Annotated in this window: 15 protein-coding genes and 1 riboswitch; of the genes, 3 read left to right on the plus strand and 12 right to left on the minus strand. The window is 70.7% G+C overall.

The genetic code is table 11. The features are described from left to right. Positions 1–97 precede the first annotated feature (97 nt). The 3 genes from ACFY3C_RS09665 to ACFY3C_RS09675 form a co-directional block, all read right to left on the minus strand. A complete protein-coding gene (locus tag ACFY3C_RS09665; protein WP_390770394.1) occupies positions 98–1,465 on the minus strand; it encodes a peptidase C39 family protein in 1,368 nt (455 codons plus the stop codon). Between the two features lie 206 nt (positions 1,466–1,671). Continuing rightward, positions 1,672–3,213, minus strand: coding sequence for an amino acid permease (locus ACFY3C_RS09670; RefSeq protein WP_390770395.1), 1,542 nt, complete (start codon positions 3,211–3,213; stop codon positions 1,672–1,674). Positions 3,214–3,256: 43 nt separating this feature from the next. Continuing rightward, positions 3,257–4,213 (minus strand): hypothetical protein, encoded by a 957-nt coding sequence (locus ACFY3C_RS09675; RefSeq protein WP_390770396.1) that lies wholly within the window; start codon positions 4,211–4,213, stop codon positions 3,257–3,259. A 272-nt stretch (positions 4,214–4,485) separates the two neighbouring features. On the opposite strand from ACFY3C_RS09675, the gene ACFY3C_RS09680 reads away from it, so the two are divergent. Beyond that, positions 4,486–5,106 carry a uridine kinase gene (locus ACFY3C_RS09680; protein ID WP_386575020.1) on the plus strand — a complete coding sequence of 207 codons (621 nt, stop codon included), beginning with the start codon at positions 4,486–4,488 and terminating at the stop codon, positions 5,104–5,106. 430 nt (positions 5,107–5,536) lie between these two features. Further along, positions 5,537–7,399, plus strand: a complete 1,863-nt coding sequence (locus tag ACFY3C_RS09685; RefSeq protein WP_386574945.1) for an AAA family ATPase — start codon at positions 5,537–5,539, stop codon at positions 7,397–7,399. A gap of 137 nt (positions 7,400–7,536) precedes the next feature. On the opposite strand, the gene ACFY3C_RS09690 is transcribed toward ACFY3C_RS09685, so the two are convergent. From ACFY3C_RS09690 to ACFY3C_RS09730, 9 genes are all read right to left on the minus strand, one after another. Then, entirely contained in the window at positions 7,537–8,622 is a 1,086-nt protein-coding gene (locus ACFY3C_RS09690) for a hemolysin family protein (protein ID WP_386574943.1), read from the minus strand. Beyond that, the gene (locus ACFY3C_RS09695) at positions 8,619–9,953 is read right to left on the minus strand and encodes a hemolysin family protein (protein ID WP_390770397.1); all 1,335 of its coding nucleotides are present in this window, start codon (positions 9,951–9,953) and stop codon (positions 8,619–8,621) included. Before ACFY3C_RS09695 ends, ACFY3C_RS09690 begins: the two co-directional genes overlap by 4 nt. A 178-nt stretch (positions 9,954–10,131) precedes the next feature. Next, on the minus strand, positions 10,132–10,584 hold the full coding sequence (locus ACFY3C_RS09700; protein WP_386574939.1) for a PH domain-containing protein: 453 nt from the start codon (positions 10,582–10,584) through the stop codon (positions 10,132–10,134). A gap of 15 nt (positions 10,585–10,599) precedes the next feature. Further along, positions 10,600–11,448, minus strand: a complete 849-nt coding sequence (gene hisG, locus ACFY3C_RS09705; protein ID WP_390770398.1) for an ATP phosphoribosyltransferase — start codon at positions 11,446–11,448, stop codon at positions 10,600–10,602. Positions 11,449–11,506: 58 nt separating this feature from the next. Next, on the minus strand, positions 11,507–11,779 hold the full coding sequence (locus tag ACFY3C_RS09710; protein WP_028423093.1) for a phosphoribosyl-ATP diphosphatase: 273 nt from the start codon (positions 11,777–11,779) through the stop codon (positions 11,507–11,509). Between the two features lie 34 nt (positions 11,780–11,813). Then, positions 11,814–12,299 carry a 6,7-dimethyl-8-ribityllumazine synthase gene (gene ribH, locus ACFY3C_RS09715; protein WP_386574936.1) on the minus strand — a complete coding sequence of 162 codons (486 nt, stop codon included), beginning with the start codon at positions 12,297–12,299 and terminating at the stop codon, positions 11,814–11,816. A 40-nt stretch (positions 12,300–12,339) separates the two neighbouring features. Further along, the gene (locus ACFY3C_RS09720) at positions 12,340–13,725 is read right to left on the minus strand and encodes a bifunctional 3,4-dihydroxy-2-butanone-4-phosphate synthase/GTP cyclohydrolase II (RefSeq protein ID WP_390770399.1); all 1,386 of its coding nucleotides are present in this window, start codon (positions 13,723–13,725) and stop codon (positions 12,340–12,342) included. Next, positions 13,722–14,363, minus strand: coding sequence for a nicotinamide riboside transporter PnuC (locus ACFY3C_RS09725; protein ID WP_386574933.1), 642 nt, complete (start codon positions 14,361–14,363; stop codon positions 13,722–13,724). The genes ACFY3C_RS09720 and ACFY3C_RS09725 overlap by 4 nt, the downstream gene beginning before the upstream one ends. Beyond that, entirely contained in the window at positions 14,360–14,965 is a 606-nt protein-coding gene (locus tag ACFY3C_RS09730; protein ID WP_386574932.1) for a riboflavin synthase, read from the minus strand. The genes ACFY3C_RS09725 and ACFY3C_RS09730 overlap by 4 nt, the downstream gene beginning before the upstream one ends. Positions 14,966–15,129: 164 nt before the next feature. Next, a riboswitch (FMN riboswitch) is annotated at positions 15,130–15,260 on the minus strand. Positions 15,261–15,518: 258 nt separating this feature from the next. Here ACFY3C_RS09730 and ACFY3C_RS09735 point away from each other — a divergent pair. Continuing rightward, positions 15,519–16,412, plus strand: coding sequence for an RNA polymerase sigma-70 factor (locus ACFY3C_RS09735; RefSeq protein WP_390770400.1), 894 nt, complete (start codon positions 15,519–15,521; stop codon positions 16,410–16,412). Positions 16,413–16,499 lie beyond the last annotated feature (87 nt).

Below are 16,499 nucleotides of genomic sequence, written 5' to 3' on the forward strand. Positions count from 1 at the left end.
AGAGGTCGGACGTACGGAGTGGAATCCCCCCACCCTTTTGTCCACCTTGCCACCCGCGACGGCGTTTGCGGCGGAGACGTTGCTCACACGGAGCGGGTCAGCACACCCCCACCGCTTCGAGCGCCTTGCGCTGGCGCGGGTTCGGGTGGGCCGGGAAGTAGAGGTAGCAGACCCCTCCGGTGCCGGAGACGACCTTGCCGGAGGCGTTGTACCGCTTGGTCCTCAGCCAGATGTTCTCGAACTCGCGGCGCAGGTAGACCCGCCGTACGGCCGCGTCGTCCGCCGAGGCGGGGTCGTTGGCGATCACGTCGCCGCCCGCGGTGAAGCCGATCACCGTCATCAGGTGACCCGAGGTGCCGTACCCGGCCCCGGTCAACTCGGTCTTCAGGAAGGACTGGGACGTTATGGCCGGGATACCGGCCCCGATCAGCGTCTCCAGTTCGGTGAGCGAGGCGAGCCGGGTGACCACGCCCTGGAGGTCCTTGAACGTGGCCGCGTAGGCCGCGTTGAAGGGCCAGTTGCCGCAGCCCTGGTACTGGTAGTCGAAGGTGAAGCGGGCCGCGTGGTCCACCTGCGGGTCGGCGTAGGACGGGTCGACCCAGGACAGCTGCTCGGCGGTGAGCCGGCCGCCCCAGTACTCCACGATCATCTGCGAGGAGGTCGGGCTGCACCAGGCCTCGCCGCCGTTGTCGTACTCCGGGTACTGGCCCTTGTGGATCTCCTGCGAGTAGCGCGGGACGCCCAGTTCCCCGGCGAGCCCGGGAGCGGAGGCCGGCACGGTGAAGCGGTCGGGGATGTCGGAGCCCATGGCGCCCAGCCGCCAGACGGTCGGCGTGAGCCGGGTGTCCGGCCTGCGGTAGAGGGTCAGGCGCAGCCGGTACGAGGCCAGCCGCAGGCCGGTGCTCGCGTCGTCGATGGCGAAGGTGTCGGTCCAGATCGTGCTCCTGCCGTCCTTCTGGCCGTCCACCGAGGTCCGCTTGATGTCCTCATCCCCGGACGCCCAGCGGCCCATCACGTACCAGGGCGTGTCGGTGCCGTCGGAGTACGTGCCCCGCAGCTCGACCTGGAGCCAGGTGCCGTCGGGGGTGTGCGCGTTCCAGGAGGCGATGACCTCCGTCGCGGGCACGGCGAGCCGGTGGACCGGGGAGGTCCAGGTCGCGTACTCCCAGCCGGCGGTGGTGCCGGTGTGCGGGTCGGTGTAGTCGGTGCGGCCTGCGGCGGTCTCGATCTCGACGCCGGGGCGAAGGCCGGAGACGGCCCGGACGCCCTCGGCGGTACCGGAGCGCCAGTCGCTGTACGTGGTCCAGGCGTGGTAGTCGATGGGTCGGGCCGGCACCCGGGCCCGGTCCTCGGCGGCGGGCGCCTTCGCGGTGGCGGCGGCCGCGGGTACGGCCCCGTAGGCGACCGCGGCGACCATGGCGGCGGTGAGGACGGTGCGGCGGGACGGCTGCTGGGCTCTGCTCATGGGCTCGGTTACCCCCAAGTATCCGAGTCGTTCCTGGTCCGGTGTGGTTGTGCGCCAACTATGGAGGAGACTGCATGCCCCGGCCAGCACTTGCGCACACGGCGCGCCACCAATATTGGTCTGGGCCACTGAAATGACTCACGCGGGGTGCACGACGGCCCCGGCGCGGACGGGTTGCCGTGCGCCGGGGCCGTGGCCGGTGCGGGTCAGACGAGGTCCATCGCGGCGACCTCGTCGGGGCGGCCGTAGCTGACCGGGCCCTGGAAGCGGCGGCGGGCGGTGGCGAACCACCACACCGTGGCCACGACCAGGACGACGGCCAGCGCGATCGGCGCGTAGTTGAAGGAGTCGACGGTGATCGGCGAGGCCTGCGGCAGCATGAACAGGACGCTGCTGAGCCCGATCCAGATCACCGCGAGCCAGCCGATCGGCCTGCCCCAGCGGCCCAGGTGCCAGGGGCCGGGCTGGAACTCGTCGCCGAGCCGCAGCCGCAGGAAGATCGGCACGGCGTAGGCGAGGAAGAGTCCGACCACGTTGACGCTGACGATCGCGGTGAACGCCGTGTGCGACCACCAGCCCGGGACCACCAGGGCGAGCGAACAGGCCACCGCGAGCCACACGGCCTTCACGGGCGTACGGGTGCGCGGGGAGACCGAGTGCCACAGGCGGGAGCCGGGCATGGCGCCGTCCCGGGAGAAGGCGAAGATCTGCCGGGTGTTGCTGGTGAGGTTGGCGAGGCCGCAGAAGAGCATCGCGCCGATGACGATGAGGAGCATCACCTTGGCGGTGCCCAGTCCGAGGCCGTCGATGAGAATCTGGACGGGCGGAGCTTTGGAGCCCGCCACCTTGCCGTAGTCGCTAATGCTGTAGACCAGTGCAAGCATCAGGATCAGCCCGGTGATCGCCGAATAGCCGATGGAGCGGGTGATCCCCCGCGGTGCGTTCACCGTCGCGCGGACCGTTTCCTCGGACATGTGGAAGCTGCCGTCGAACCCGGTGAAGGTCCAGCTGGTGACCAGCAGCCCGAGCATGCCGCCGTAAAGGCCGCTCGTGAAGCCGGTGTTGTTCTCGAAATGCGTCACGAAGGACGCCGGCTGATGATGGTCGGGCATCACTATGAGTGTGCTCACGATCACCACGAGTCCGATCAGCAGCCACCACACGGAAATCCGGTTCAGTACGGCGACGAGCTGGACCGTGTACGTGTTGGCGAGGCCCTGCAGCACGATGATCACAGCCGTGATCAGGACGGTCTGGTGCGCGGTGGGCCGGTACGAGGTCCACTGCAGGGCGACGAAGGCCTGGATGAAGGTGGCCGCGGCATAGCCGGTGGCGGCGGTGCCGCCGATCTGGCCCACGAAGTTCAGCCAGCCGGTGAACCAGGACCAGGCGCCCTTGTGCCGCTTGGCGAGTTTGCCCGCCGAGAAATACAGCGCACCGCTCGTCGGATAGGCGGAGGCGACCTCTGCCATTGCGGAGCCGATGAACAGCACCATGACGGACACGCCGATCCAGCCGAACACGAGAATGCGGGGGCCGCCCGCGTTCATGCCGTATCCGAAGGACGAGAAAATACCCGAGATGATATTGATGATGGTGAAGGAGATCGCGAAATTGTCGAACGCCTGGAAACGCCGGGTGAGTTTCCGGGGATATCCCATCGCATGCAGGGTCGCGTCGTCGTCGATCACGACCGGGTCCTCTCCCCCACGAGCCTTCGCCCGGGAAGTCGATATCCGTTCGGACACAGATCTGCCTTTCTCTCGGTGGGGGGTCAGAACACGTGCGGCGTCAGGCGGCTCCCGGGACGGGCAGGCCGCAGGCGCGCCGGGCCCGGGAGAGCTGCTCGGCGGGGTCGCCGAAGGCACTCCAGGGCATGCGCGAGGCGTACGGCCCCATCGCAGTGAAGACCGCCCGTGCCTCGAACTCGCGCTGGGCCATGACCAGCGCGTGCGCGAGGTAGGCCAGGTCGAGCACCGGGGTGAAGCGGTAACCGGCCGCCGCGGGCAGCCAGTTCTGGTAGATCGCCAGCGCGGTGGAGCGCCACTGGGGCTGTTCCCAGACGCGGTCGGCGAGCAGTTGGGTGGGGTTGTAGCTCTCCACCAGGGCGACCAGTGGCAACAGCCGGAGAGCGGAGTCGGCCGCCGCCCGCTGGCTGAGGAAGGCGGCGACGTCCCAGGCCGCGTTGACCGAACCGCCGTGGCGGGTGAAGAAGCACGACAGGAAGCGGTGGTGGCCCTCGCGGTGCCACGGGTCCAGGGACAGGATGTGCGCGAACAGCCGCCAGGGTCCGGGCGGGGCGGTGAGCAGACCCTGCGGGGCGGGGTCGCGCAGCCGGTGCAGCCGGGCCATGGCCAGCTTGGCGACCCAGGGAGTGGGGTCTTCGGGGGCCATGGCGGCCGCCCGGTCGCAGGCGGTCAGCGCGATCCGCTCCAGCGCCTCGGCGCGCCCGTCGCGTGCGTCGGCGGCCCGCGTCGCGCGCTGCACCGCGACCCGGGCCCACATCAGCGCCGCCTCGGGGGTCGGTTCCTCGGCGAGCCAGCGTTCCACCAGGTCGGTGCCGGCCGCCTCGGAGGCCAGCACCAGCGAGCGGTGGGCGCGCAGGGCGAAGTCGGAACGCGTCTCGGCGAGGGCCTCGGACGCGTATCGATAACGGCCGGCGCGCACATCGACGCATACGCTCGCCAGGACACGGTCGTCGGCCGCCGGATGCCATACATAGTGCCCTTCGAATAACTCCGCGACCATGTCCCCCTGTCCGTCCCCGTTCGGCGCATCGCAGTTGCGCACCAGGCACCTTACTCAGCATTCGGTGCACCGGGAACGCCGGGTTTCACATGCCGGTCAGCGGGACGGAAATGATAATGCTTTCGATTGACCGGCGGTCAGCCAGTGGTTCAAGGAGTGACTTTTTCGGCCACCCGATTGGTCCAGTCACTATGGGCCGCTACTAGACTGTTTCCGGAAAACACCCCCACACCGCATCACACCTCACACCGCACCACACCTCGGGAATCGCCATTCACGACCTCGCCGCCCGGCTGCGCGGGCTTCCCCCCTCCGTGGGGCCGGTCCGGCTGATCGCCGTCGACGGGCACGCAGGCTCCGGAAAGTCCACCTTCGCCGGGCAGTTGGCCGCCGCGCTCGGCGGGGCGCCCGTGCTGCACCTGGACGACATCGCCAGTCACGAGCAGCTCTTCGACTGGACCGACCGGCTCCTGACCCAGGTGATCGGTCCCCTCTCCCAGGGCGAGAGCGCGCAGTACACCCCTTACGACTGGCACGCCCGCGCGTTCGGACCGCCGCTCCCGCTGCCGCCCGCTCCCGTCGTCGTGATCGAGGGGGTCGGCGCCGGCCGCCGGGCGCTGCGGCCGTATCTGGCCGAGCTGCTGTGGATGGAGCTGTCTCGCGAGGACTCCTGGGCACGGGGTCGGCTGCGGGACGGAGAGGAGCAGCGGGAGTTCTGGGCCGGGTGGGTCGAGGCGGAGCACGCGCACTTCGCCGCCGACCCCTCGCGCCCCCATGCCGATCTCCTGGTGCGCCAGACGCCGCAGGGGTACGCGGTGCTGCCGGGGCCCGCGAGGACCGCTGAACCGGACCGGATGGTCACCCAGGGTGAGGGACCGCCCGCAGTGTGCTGAACTTGTGAAGACCCTTGCGGGGGAACTTCTTTGAGTGCTTCGAGGGCGCTTGACCCGGGGACCGTACAGGACTTACGTTCTGAATGTGCGGCCATTCGAAGCCGCCCTCATACGCGAAGCCCCCGGTTGTTCCCCCGTGATCGGGGGCTTCGTTCTGCCCGCGGCCGGTTTTCCGGGCGCCCCGCGCACCGATCCGCTCACCCTCGGTCACCGTCCCGTGTGCGCCCCGTCTGCTCCCACCTCGTCAAACGGCCCGTGCGGCACCCTTCGGTGCGCGGTCGTCCCACGGGTACGATGCCCTCGGTGCGACCTTCGAGCGGCTGCCTCGCGCACCTGCAACTCCGGTCCGCGGCACGGCGGTTCGACCGCGGCGGCCGTCGGGCGACTGCCCGGCGGTGAACCAACGGGGGCACGGTCTGTGGGGGACGTGATGGACTTCGGCACGCAGGGCCCCGAGGCCCCGGCCGACCTCGCCTGGCTGCGAGGTGTGGACGCCTACACGATGGGTGCCTATCCGCAGGCGGAGGAGGAGTTCCGCGCCGCGGCGCGGATGGACCCGGGAATGGCGGACGCCTGGCTCGGGCTGCACGCGCTGCGGGTCGACACGACGACAGCGCTGCTCAGAATGTTCCGGCACCGGGACCGCTTCGGGGAGCAGCGCGCCCGGCACCGTCGGACCCTCAACTCCTGGTACTGGCTGGGCTGGTGGGTGCAGCCGGTGCTGGAGAGCCCCCGCGATCTGCTGCTGGCGCACGCCTCGCACTGGCTCGACGGCCGGCACGTCCCGGAGCTGGACCGGGCGCTGGCCGGGCTGCCCCCGGTGGACACCGACCCGCAGGTCCGCTTTCTGCACGCCTGCCGCGCCTATCTCGTCAAGGACTGGGACCAGCTGGTCCGGCACACCGATCCGCTGCTCGACGATCCCCTGCTCGGCATCGAGGCGGGCCTGTTCGGCGGCATGGCCCGGGTCCGGCTGGAGATGTACGGCCAGGCCGAGCCGCTGCTCTCGGCGGCCCTGATGCGCTGCCGCAGCGAGCAGCCGCAGCGCAAGGAGCTGCGGTACTGGCTGGCGCGGGCGCACGAGGGGACCGGGCGCAGCGCGGCGGCCATGCCGTTGTACCGCGCGGTGCACCGGGTGGACCCGGCCTTCATGGACACCTCGGCCCGGCTCGCCGCGATCGCCGAGGGCGACGGGTACGACGATCCGGCCGACCTCGCGGCGATCACCCTGACCGGCGCCGGCGCGGACGCCATGGACGGCCCGGACACGCTCGACCCGCTCTTCGGCACCGAGGGGCGCGATCTGCGCCTGCCGGACCCGGACCTGCCGACCGGGCCGGTGCCGTCGGTCCCCGATCCGGGGGTGCGGGTGAAGAGCGGGATGCCGTCCTCGCCCCTTCCGGCGGGGCCGACCGACGCCGCATTACTCGAGGAGGCGCTCGCCGAGCTGGAGCGCATGGTGGGTCTCGAACCGGTCAAGCGCCAGGTCAAGGCCTTGTCCGCGCAGTTGAACATGGCGCGGCTGCGGGCCGGGCAGGGGCTGCCGGTGCAGCCGCCGAAACGGCACTTCGTGTTCTCGGGTCCCTCGGGGACCGGCAAGACCACGGTCGCCCGGATCCTCGGCCGGGTGTTCTACGCACTCGGTCTGCTCGGCGGGGACCACCTGGTGGAGGCGCAGCGGGCCGATCTCGTCGGGGAGTACCTGGGGCAGACGGCCGTGAAGGCCAACGAGCTGATCGACTCCGCGATCGGCGGGGTGCTCTTCGTGGACGAGGCGTACTCGCTGTCCAACTCCGGGTACGGCAAGGGGGACGCGTACGGGGACGAGGCGCTGCAGGTGCTGCTGAAGCGGGCCGAGGACAACCGGGACCACCTGGTGGTGATCCTCGCCGGCTATCCCGAGGGCATGGACCGGCTGCTCGCCGCGAACCCCGGGCTCTCCTCCCGTTTCACCACCCGGGTGGACTTCCCCTCCTACCGGCCGCTGGAGCTCACCGAGATCGGCAAGGTGCTCGCGGCGGAGAACGGCGATCTGTGGGACGAGGAGGCGCTGGAGGAGCTGCGGTCCATCGCCGGGCATGTGGTCGATCAGGGGTGGATCGACGAGCTGGGGAACGGCCGGTTTCTGCGGACGCTGTACGAGAAGAGCTGCGCTTACCGGGATCTGCGGTTGTCGACGTATCCGGGGGCGCTGTCCCGGGAGGACCTGGCGACGCTACGACTGCCGGACCTGATGCAGGCGTACGGAGAGGTCCTGTCGGGTCGGGGCCCACACGATCCGTCGGCCATGTAGGTGCGGTGGGCGGCGGCTGGGCGGGGGCGGGGACGCTTGTCGGCGCTGGCAAGGTGCCGCTGCGCCCACCTTTGTCGATCTGCGGCTCCGCCGCGTGGGCGCGACCAGCCCCCGCCCGCCCACGGACGGAGACGGCGTCAGGTAGCCAGTGCTTCCTCCGGTTCGCCGCTGGTCCTCGGCTCGGAGAGCTTCGGTTCCGGGGTCTCGCGGTGGGCCGGGTCGCGGACCTCGCCCACCAGGAGTTCCAGGGCGTCCTCCAGGGCCACCAGGCCCAGGACCCTGCCGGAGGCGTCCGCGACCTGGGCCAGGTGGGTGGCCGCGCGGCGCATGACCGTCAGGGCGTCGTCCAGGGGGAGTTCCGCGCGCAGGGTGGCCATGGGGCGCCACACGTGCTGGGGAACGGCCCGGCCGGAGTCCTCAAGATCCAGGACGTCCTTGACGTGGATGTAGCCCATGAACGCTCCCGTCCCGGCCGCCACCGGGAAGCGGGAGTAGCCCGTGCGGGCCGTCAGGTCGACGATCTCCCCCGGCGTGACCGACGGAGTCACCGTCACCAGGGACTCACGCTGCAGCAGGACGTCCGTCACCGGGCGGGAGCCCAGCTCCAGGGCGTCCTCCAGCCGCTCCCGCTCCTCGGGGCCGAGGAGGCCCGCCTGCCCGGAGTCCTCCAGCAGGCGGTTCAGCTGCTCGCTGGTGACGACGGCCTCGACCTCATCCTTGGGCTCGACGCGGAAGAGCCGCAGGATGGCCTGGGCGCAGGCGCCGAGGGCCACCGTGATCGGCCGGCACACGCGGGCGAAGGCGACCAGACCGGGGCTCAGCCACAGCGCGGCCTTCTCGGGAGCCGCCATCGCGAGGTTCTTCGGCACCATCTCGCCGATCACGAGGTGGAAGAAGACCACGGCGGCGAGGGCGATCACATAGCCCAGCGGGTGGATCACGCCGTGCGGCAGGTGGATCGCCTCGAACAGCGGCTCCAGCAGATGCGCCACCGTCGGCTCGGCCACCGCGCCGAGCGTCAGGGAACAGACGGTGATGCCGAACTGCGCGGCCGCCATCATCTGCGGCAGCCGCTCCAGGCCGTACAGCACCTGCCGGGCCCGGGCCGTGCCCAGCGGTTCGATCTGGCTGCGGCGCACGGAGACGAGCGCGAACTCGGCGCCGACGAAGAAGCCGTTGGCGAGCACCAGCAGCGCGGCGAAGACCAGTTGGAGGACGCTCATCGGACGGCCTCCATGACATTCACCGCGGGGACCGTCCTGACCAGGCGGACCCGTTCGGCGCGGTAGTGGCCGACCTGGCGCACGGACAGCCGCCAGCCGGGCAGTTCGGCCCGGTCGCCGGGGGCCGGGATCCGGCCGAGCAGGTCGGCGACCAGGCCGGCGACGGTCTCGTACGGCCCCTCGGGCACGTCGAGGCCTATCCGCTGCAGGATGTCGACACGGCAGCTGCCGTCGACGTCCCAGGCGGGCCTGCCCTCCTCCGGCGGGGCGGGGGCCAGATCGGGCATGTCCTTGGCGTCGTGCTCGTCGCGGACCTCGCCGACGAGTTCCTCGACGATGTCCTCCAGGGTGACCACACCCGCCGTGCCGCCGTACTCGTCCACCACGACCGCGATGGGCTGCTCGCTGCGCAGCCGGGCGAGGAGGGGCTGGACCGGCAGCGTCTCGGGGACGAGGAGCGCCTTGCGGGCGATACGGCCGACCGGCGTGCGCAGCCGGTCGCGCACGGGGACCGCCAGCGCGTCCTTGAGGTGGGCCATGCCCACGATCTCGTCGATCTTCTCGCGGTAGACCGGGAAACGGGACAGACCGGTGGCGCGGGTCAGGTTGACGACGTCCTCGGCGGTGGCCGTGTCCTGGAGGGCGCTGACCTTCACGCGCGGGGTCATGACGTGCTGCGCGGTCAGGTCGCCCAGCGACAGGGTGCGCACGAACAGGTCGGCCGTGTCCTGCTCCAGGGCACCGGCCTGGGCCGAGTGCCGGGCCAGGGACACCAGTTCGCCCGGGGTGCGGGCGGAGGCCAGTTCCTCGGCGGGTTCGACGCCGAGGGCGCGCACCAGCCGGTTGGCGACCGTGTTGAGCACGGCGATCACCGGGCGGAACAGGCGGGAGAAGTGGTGCTGGGGGCCCGCGACGAAGCGCGCGACCTGCAGCGGCCGGGACACCGCCCAGTTCTTGGGCACGAGTTCGCCGATCACCATCTGGACCGCGGAGGCCAGCAGCATGCCGACGACCACGGCGACACCGGAGACGGCGCCCTCGGGGATGCCGATCGCCGTGAACGGGCCGCGCAGCAGCTCGACCAGGGCCGGTTCGGCGAGCATGCCGACGACGAGGGAGGTGATGGTGATGCCGAGCTGGGTGCCGGAGAGCTGGAAGGACAGTTCCTTCAGCGACTCCACGACCGTACGGGCGCGCTTGTCGCCCTCGGCGGCGGCCTTCTCGGCGTCCGGACGCTCGACCGTCACCAGGCCGAACTCGGCCGCCACGAAGAAGCCGTTGGCGAGAATCAGCAGGAACGCCGCTCCGAGGAGCAGCAGGGGGATGGTCATGATGCCGCCGCCTCGGTATGTCGGGAGGGGGCGGCGCAGGTACTACAGGACGATCCGTCCATCGCTGGAGGGAGTCACTCCTCGGGTAGCAGGGGGCCTCTGAAGACCAGGGGGCAACATCAGTGGCGGAGGCGCAACGAAAACGCCTCCGCCAACAGATTAATCAAGACATGGCCGTCTACGGCAGATCCCGCATCGAGCGGGCCTCGGCCAGCGCCCGGAGAGCCTTCGCGTCGGCGATGGCGTGCTGCTTGGCGATGCCCGGCTGGATGCCGAGCGCGGGCAGGCTGGTGCCGTCGCTGAGGTTGAGGAACACCCAGGGGTCGCCCGGACGGAGGTTCACCTGGACGATCTCCGCCCAGTCCAGGTGCCGCTTGCTGGCGATGTTGACGACGGTGACGCCGGTCTCGTCGGCGACCACCTTCACCCGGGCGAACTGGGCCAGCGCCCAGAAGATCAGTGCCCCGGTGATGACGAAGCTGAGCCGCTCTCCCGGGCCGAGGTGCTCCAGCAGCATCGCGATCCCGGAGACCACCAGGAAGATCACGACGCCGGCGGTGAGCAGGACCGCCCGGGTGCGGCCCGGCCGGAAGGTGACGGGGAGGGTGGGCAGGGGGGTCTGGTCGGACATCTCGGTGCGTACCTCTCAGAGGCGGCAGGCGTGGATGGCCGTGGTCAGGATGGCCCGCGCACCGATCTCGTACAGGTCGTCCATGATCCGCTGCGCCTCCTTGGCGGGGACCATGGCGCGGACGGCGACCCAGCCCTCGTTGTGCAGCGGGGAGACGGTCGGCGACTCCAGGCCCGGCGTCAGGGCGACGGCCTTCTCGAGCTGCTCGACGCGGCAGTCGTAGTCCATCATCACGTACGTCCGCGCGACCAGGACGCCCTGGAGGCGGCGCAGGAACTGCTGGACCTTCGTCTCCTCGCCGCCTGCGCCGGTGCGGCGGATGACGACCGCCTCGGACTTCATGATCGGCTCGCCGAAGACCTCCAGGCCCGCGTTGCGCAGCGAGGTGCCGGTCTCGACGACGTCGGCGATGACCTCGGCGACGCCCAGCTCGATCGCGGTCTCGACGGCGCCGTCGAGGTGGACGACGGAGGCCTCGACGCCGCTGTCGGCGAGGTGCTTGGCGACGATCCCCTCGTAGGAGGTGGCGACCGTCTTGCCCTTCAGGTCCTCGACGCCGTTCGACGTGCCGGGCTTGGAGGCGAAGCGGAAGGTGGAACGGGCGAAGCCGAGCGGCAGGATCTCCTCGGCGTCGGCGCCGGAGTCGACGAGCAGGTCGCGGCCGGTGATGCCGATGTCGAGGCGGCCGGAGGAGACGTAGATCGCGATGTCGCGGGGGCGGAGGTAGAAGAACTCGACCTCGTTCTCCGGGTCCACGATCCGCAGCTCTTTGGACTCCCGGCGCTGCTGGTAGCCGGCCTCATGCAGCATCTCCGCCGCAGGGCCGGACAGTGAACCCTTGTTGGGGACGGCGATGCGCAGCATGAGGTCGGCTTCCTTTGCGTGAAGGGGAGTGTGCTGGGGGCTCTTTACGGCGTGGGGTTTACAGGTGGGCGTAGACGTCGTCGAGGGAGATCCCGCGGGCGACCATCATCACCTGGACGTGGTACAGCAGCTGCGAGATCTCCTCGGCGGCCGCCTCCTTGCCCTCGTACTCGGCGGCCATCCAGACCTCGGCGGCCTCCTCGACGACCTTCTTGCCGATGGCATGGACGCCCTTGCCGACCAGCTCGGCGGTGCGGGAGGAGGCGGGATCGCCGTGGGCGGCCTTGTGCTGGAGCTCGGTGAACAGCTCCTCGAACGTCTTCTTGGACATGGTGAGCCCCACCCTACGCGGTTCGGGGGACTCCCTAGTGCCAGGGTTCAGATACTGAGCGGAGCGTGGCCGCCGTGGCCACCGCGGCCGTCACGGCCTCGTGCCCCTTGTCCTCGTTGGAGCCCTCGATGCCGGCCCGGTCCAGGGCCTGCTCCTCGGTGTCGCAGGTGAGCACGCCGAAGCCGACGGGGACGCCGGTCTCGACGGCCACCTGGGTGAGGCCCTGGGTGACGCCCTGGCACACGTAGTCGAAGTGGGGGGTGCCGCCGCGGATGACGACACCGAGCGCGACCACCGCGTCGTAGCCGCGGCCCGCGAGGACCTTGGCGGCGACCGGCAGCTCGAACGTGCCGGGGACCCGGATCAGGGTCGGCTCGTCGATGCCCAGCTCGCGCAGGGCGCGCAGGGCGCCGTCCACCAGACCGTCCATCACCTTCTCGTGCCACTGCGCCGCGATGACGGCGACCCTGAGGTCGCTCGCGTTGCGTACGGACAGTTCCGGTGCACCCTTGCCGCTCACGTCTCTCCTTAGTGCTTTCGCTTACTGGTAGTGCTTTCGCTTACTGGTTGGCACAGGTGGCCGCGGATGCGGCCACAGGGGCTGTCGCGGATGCGGCCACAGGGGCTGTCGCGGATGCGGCCACAGGGGCTGTCGCGGATGCGGCCACAGGGGCTGTCACGGCAGGCGTGTCCAGCCAGGGCAGGTCGTGCCCCATCCGGTCCCGCTTGGTGCGCAGGTACCGGAGGTTGTGCTCGCCCGCCTGGACGGGCATCGGCTCGCGGCCGGTGACCTTCAGGCCGTGGCGCAGCAGCGCGTCGGTCTTGTCGGGGTTGTTGGTCATCAGGCGGACGCTGCGGACGCCGAGGTCGGCGAGGATCTGCGCGCCGGCGCCGTAGTCGCGGGCGTCGGCGGGCAGGCCGAGTTCGAGGTTGGCGTCCAGGGTGTCGTGGCCCTGCTCCTGAAGCTCGTAGGCGCGCAGCTTGGACAGCAGGCCGATGCCGCGTCCCTCGTGTCCGCGCAGGTAGACGACGACTCCGCGGCCCTCCTCCTGGATGCGGTCCAGGGCGGTGTCCAGCTGGGGGCCGCAGTCGCAGCGCAGGGAGCCGAAGACGTCGCCGGTGAGGCATTCGGAGTGGACGCGGACCAGAACGTCCTCGCCCTCGCCGATCTCGCCGTGCACGAGGGCGACATGCTCGACGCCGTCGAGGGTGGACCGGTAGCCGTAGGCGGTGAAGGTGCCGTGCGCGGTGGGCAGGCGGGTCTCGGCCTCGCGGCGGACGGTGGGCTCGCTGCCTCGGCGGTAGGCGATCAGGTCCTCGATGGAGATGATCGTCAGGCCGTGCTTGCGGGCGAACGGGATCAGCTCGGGCAGCCGCAGCATCCGGCCGTCCTCGCCGGCGATCTCGACGATGGCGCCGGCCGGGCGCAGGCCCGCGAGCCTGGCCAGGTCGACGGCGGCCTCGGTGTGGCCGTTGCGGACCAGGACGCCGCCCTCCCGGGCGCGCAGCGGGAAGATGTGGCCGGGGCGGACGAAGTCGGTGGGCTCGGCGGTGCCGTCGGCCAGCAGCCGGAGCGTGGTGGCGCGGTCGGCGGCCGAGATGCCGGTGGTGACACCGTGCGCGGCGGATGCGTCGACGGAGACGGTGAACGCCGTCTTCATCGACTCGGTGTTGTCCGCGACCATCTGCGGCAGCTGCAGCCGGTCGAGTTCGTCGCCCTCCATGGGCGCGCAGATCAGGCCCCGGCACTCGCTCATCATGAAGGCGACGATCTCGGGGGTCACCTTCTCGGCGGCGACGACGAGGTCGCCCTCGTTCTCCCGGTCCTCGTCGTCGACGACCACGATCGGGCGGCCGGCGGCGATGTCGGCGATGGCCTGCTCGACCGGGTCGAGCGTGAAGTCCTCGATGTCGTCCGCGCTGTAGAGGACGGGTGCCGTAGTCATGCCGGTGCTCCTTCCAGGACCGGCTGCGCGGTCCGGCGGGAGCGCAGCCACCAGTCGCGCATGCCCCACAGGACGAGCGCGCCGTAGATGACGTAGACGAAACCGGAGAAGGCGTAGCCGTTGGCGAAGTTGAGGGGCACGCCGACGAGGTCGACGAGCAGCCAGGCGAACCAGAACTCGACCATGCCCTTGGCCTGGGCGTACATGGCGACGATGGTGCCGACGAAGATGTAGGCGTCCGGCCAGGGGTCCCAGGACAGCTTCGGGTAGGCCGTGAACAGCAGGGCGACCGCGACGGTGCCTGCGGCGGCCGCGGCGAGCATCGCCGCGCGCTCGCGCCAGGTGGCGAACCGGGGGGCGATGTGCCCGTCCTCGGCCGTGCCCTTGCTGCGCTGCCACTGCCACCAGCCGTACAGGGCGACGGCCATGACGACTGCCTGCTTGCCCGCGCTGCCGGTCAGGTGGCCGTAGAAGGCGGCGAAGAGGACGAGGCCGGACAGGAACTGCACCGGCCAGGTCCACAGGGAGCGGCGCCAGCCGAGGGCGAGGGTGATGAGGCCGAGGATGTTGCCGACCATGTCGGACCAGATGATGTGCTGGCCGAACATGGTGAACGCCTCGGAGTTCAGCCAGCTCACCGGCCGGCCCCCTGACCGGCCGCGAGCAGCCGCTCCACGTACTTGGCGATGACGTCCACCTCGAGGTTGACCGGGTCGCCGGGCTGCTTGTGGCCGAGCGTGGTCAGGTCGAGGGTGGTCGGGATGAGGCTGACGGTGAAGTAGTCCGGGCCCGCTTCGACGACGGTGAGGCTGATGCCGTCGACGGTGATGGAGCCCTTCTCGACGACGTAGCGGGCGAGTTCCGCGGGCAGCGAGATCCTGACGATCTCCCAGTTCTCGGAGGGCGTGCGGGCCAGCACCTGCCCGGTGCCGTCCACGTGGCCCTGCACGATGTGCCCGCCGAGGCGCGCGCCCACGGCTGTGGGGCGTTCGAGGTTGACCCGGGAGCCGACGGTGAGCACGCCCAGGCTGGAACGCTTCAGGGTCTCGGCCATGACGTCGGCCGTGAACTCGTCACCCTCGTGCTCCACGACGGTGAGACAGACGCCGTTCACGGCGATGGAGTCGCCGTGCTGCGCGCCCTCGGTCACGACGGGGCCGCGGAGCCGGAAACGGGAGGCGTCGCCGAGATTCTCGACGGCGGTGACCTCACCCAGCTCTTCGACGATTCCGGTGAACACTTCCCGGGTCCTCCTGCCTCGTTCGGGCACGGACTCCGGGGCCTGTCGATGACGACAGAATGTACGGGTGAGCAAGACCGTGAACTCAGCCGACGCCGAAAAGGGACCCGTCCGCACACGGACGAGCCCAGATACGGCGGCGCGCACACGAACATGCCCGCCCGCCGCGCACTGCCTCCCATCCGGACTTTAACCGTCGGTCCAGGAATTTCACCTGGTCAACCGGCCGCTGGAAGCGACCGGGTCGCGGACTGTAACCGCCGGTTCGGACTTTCACCGACCCCGGAGTGCGCTGCTTCTGGTACACGGCCAGTGTGCCACGCCGGGTCGCCTTCCAGACAGACGGAGGGTGTGGGCTCCCTCACAGCATGTGTCGCTGGACTTGCGCACTGGAACCGGCCTGGTCAACTGCCCTGCAAAGAGCGAGGGTTGACCTTGGTCCGGACCCATTGACCGCACTGGTCTAGTCCTTTTAGGGTGCGGGCGGGCCCGGTGGCGGTGACGACGGCCCTTGCCCGCCGCCGGGTCGCCATGCCTCTGACAAGGTGGACCCATGACGACGCCACCCCTGCTCGCCGACGAGTTCGAGTCCCACCGCCCCCGGCTGTTCGGCCTGGCCTACCGCCTGCTCGGCTCCGCGCAGGAGGCGGAGGACGCGGTGCAGGACGCGTATCTGCGGCTCAGCGGCGTCGACCGCGCGGGCATCGAGCATCTCGGGGCGTGGCTCGCCAGGACCGTCACCAACCTGTGCCTGAACCGGCTGACCTCGGCCCGGGCGCGCCGCGAGGAGTACGTCGGTCAGTGGCTGCCGGAGCCGGTGGTCACGTCCGACGGGACGCTCGGGCCGCTGGAGTCGGCGGAGGCGCGCGAGCAGGTCTCGATGGCGATGCTGGTGCTGCTGGAGCGGCTGACGCCCACCGAGCGCGCGGTGTACGTGCTGCGCGAGGCGTTCGGGTACGGCCACCGGGAGATCGCGGACGTCCTGGACCTGAGCGAGGCCAACTGCCGTCAGCTGTACCGGCGGGCGGTGGGCCGGGTGGCCGCGCCGGAGCCCCGGTTCGACCCCGCTCCCGAGCGACGCGAGGAGCTGGTCACGTCGTTCCTCACGGCGGCCCGGGAGGGCGACCTCACCGGCCTGGAGAAGCTGCTCGCGGCGGACGTGACCTGGTGGAGCGACGGCGGCGGCAAGGTCACGGCGGCCCTGCGGCCGATCGAGGGCCGGGAGAAGGTCGCGCGCTTCGCGGCGGGCGCCTCGCAGCGCTTCGCCGTGGGTCTGGAGTACACGGTGGTCGAGGTCAACGGCGCGATCGGGGTGGCCTCGTGGGTGGGCGACACGCTGGTCGGGATCGTCGAGTTCGAGCTGGTGGACGGGTTGGTCGCGGGCGTGTGGGCCGTGATGAACCCGGACAAGCTGGAGTATGTGCGGCGGCAGCTGACCCGCCCGTAGCCGGGGCCCGCCGGGGCTTGTCACATTTCCCGGGGCTGCGCGGTCTCAGCTGGCGAAGGGCGCTCCGACCGGGGGCGTCCTGGAGTC

The sequence above is a fragment of the Streptomyces sp. NPDC001410 genome (genome assembly GCF_042895235.1).
Classification (GTDB): Bacteria; Actinomycetota; Actinomycetes; order Streptomycetales; family Streptomycetaceae; genus Streptomyces.

Bases quoted from the DNA above. Each gene is read 5' to 3' on its own strand.
- ACFY3C_RS09665 (WP_390770394.1), bottom strand. From the start codon at position 1,465: ATGAGCAGAGCCCAGCAGCCGTCCCGCCGCACCGTCCTCACCGCCGCC.
- ACFY3C_RS09675 (WP_390770396.1), bottom strand. From the start codon at position 4,213: ATGGTCGCGGAGTTATTCGAAGGGCACTATGTATGGCATCCGGCGGCC.
- ACFY3C_RS09685 (WP_386574945.1), top strand. From the start codon at position 5,537: ATGGACTTCGGCACGCAGGGCCCCGAGGCCCCGGCCGACCTCGCCTGG.
- ACFY3C_RS09690 (WP_386574943.1), bottom strand. From the start codon at position 8,622: ATGAGCGTCCTCCAACTGGTCTTCGCCGCGCTGCTGGTGCTCGCCAAC.
- ACFY3C_RS09695 (WP_390770397.1), bottom strand. From the start codon at position 9,953: ATGACCATCCCCCTGCTGCTCCTCGGAGCGGCGTTCCTGCTGATTCTC.
- ACFY3C_RS09700 (WP_386574939.1), bottom strand. From the start codon at position 10,584: ATGTCCGACCAGACCCCCCTGCCCACCCTCCCCGTCACCTTCCGGCCG.
- hisG (WP_390770398.1), bottom strand. From the start codon at position 11,448: ATGCTGCGCATCGCCGTCCCCAACAAGGGTTCACTGTCCGGCCCTGCG.
- ACFY3C_RS09710 (WP_028423093.1), bottom strand. From the start codon at position 11,779: ATGTCCAAGAAGACGTTCGAGGAGCTGTTCACCGAGCTCCAGCACAAG.
- ACFY3C_RS09720 (WP_390770399.1), bottom strand. From the start codon at position 13,725: ATGACTACGGCACCCGTCCTCTACAGCGCGGACGACATCGAGGACTTC.
- ACFY3C_RS09735 (WP_390770400.1), top strand. From the start codon at position 15,519: ATGACGACGCCACCCCTGCTCGCCGACGAGTTCGAGTCCCACCGCCCC.